Source organism: Anaerotruncus sp. AF02-27, assembly GCF_003465835.1.
In the GTDB taxonomy this organism is placed as follows: domain Bacteria; phylum Bacillota; class Clostridia; order Oscillospirales; family Ruminococcaceae; genus Anaerotruncus; species Anaerotruncus rubiinfantis.
In genome coordinates, this window is the sequence record NZ_QSBX01000066.1 from 1 (window position 1) to 1,256 (window position 1,256).

The window sequence follows — 1,256 nt, forward strand, 5'->3', positions numbered from 1 at the left end:
CCGCGGATCTTCTTGGCGGCGACCAGGCGCTTGATGGCAACCATGTGCGCGCCCATGCGGAAGGTGGTATTCTTGCTCTCCTTGGCTTCGGCAACTTCCTTGAAGGCCCGGAGCATGATGCCCTCGAGCATCTCGTTGGTCTGGCTTTCGTCCCAGATCAGCCGCTGGATGTTCTGGACCCACTCGAAGTAGGAAACAACCACGCCGCCCGCGTTCGCCAGGATGTCCGGCACAACCGGAATGCCGCGTTTGTTCAGGATCTCGTCGCCCTCAACCGTCGTCGGGCCGTTCGCGCCTTCGACCACAAGCTTCGCCTTGACCGTGTCCGCGTTGTCGCCCGTGATCTGGTTCTGCAGCGCGCAGGGAACCAGCACGTCGCAGTCGCAGGCGATCAGCTCGGCGTTCGAAATCTTCCTGCAGCCAGGAGCGGTGTATCCCTCGAGGGTGTGGGAATCGCTTTCGGCAATGTATTTGCGCATCGCGGTGATGTCGAGCCCTTCGGGGTTGTAGTAGCCGCCCGAGATATCGCTGACCGCCACGATCTTGCGTCCGCAGTCATGCAGCAGCTGCGCGGCCACGCCGCCCACGTTGCCCATGCCCTGTACTGCCACGCGTACGTCGCCTCCGTCGTGCATGCCCAGGTATTTGATCGCCTCGTTTACAATGATCATGACGCCCCGGCCGGTCGCTTCGCTTCTGCCCAGCGCGCCGCCGATCTCGATCGGCTTGCCCGTGACAACGCCAGGTACCGCCCGGCCGTTGAACATGCTGTAGGTGTCCATGATCCAGCCCATGATTTCGGCGTTGGTGTTGACGTCCGGAGCGGGAATGTCGCGTTCCGGTCCGATGATCGGCAGGATCATCGCGGTGTAGCGGCGGGTCAGGCGCTCAAGCTCCGCCTTCGAGAGTTTGCGGGGGTCGACCTTGACCGCGCCCTTCGCGCCGCCGTAGGGGATGTTCACCACCGCGCATTTGAAGCTCATCCAGGCCGCCAGTGCCTTGACTTCGTCCATGTCCACTTCCTGATGGTACCGGATGCCGCCCTTGCACGGGCCGCGGGAACTGCTGTGCTGGACACGGTAGCCGTCGAAAACCTCCACCGATCCGTCGTCCATCTTGACCGGGATCGACACCTTCAGTTCCCGTTCCGGATGTTTGAGCGCGATGTAGTCATTTTCCTCCAGTCCCAGCATTTTTGCCGCTTCGTCCAGGACCTCCAGCATGTTTTCATATGGGTTATATGCTTTTGCCATGAC

Annotated in this window: 1 protein-coding gene; it reads right to left on the minus strand. The window is 61.5% G+C overall.

The window, feature by feature from the left end; all coding sequences use genetic code 11:
- Positions 1-1,253 (minus strand): Glu/Leu/Phe/Val dehydrogenase (locus DWV16_RS18780; protein WP_147349504.1); only part of this gene is annotated, 1,253 nt, incomplete at its 3' end.
- Positions 1,254-1,256: the final 3 nt, after the last annotated feature.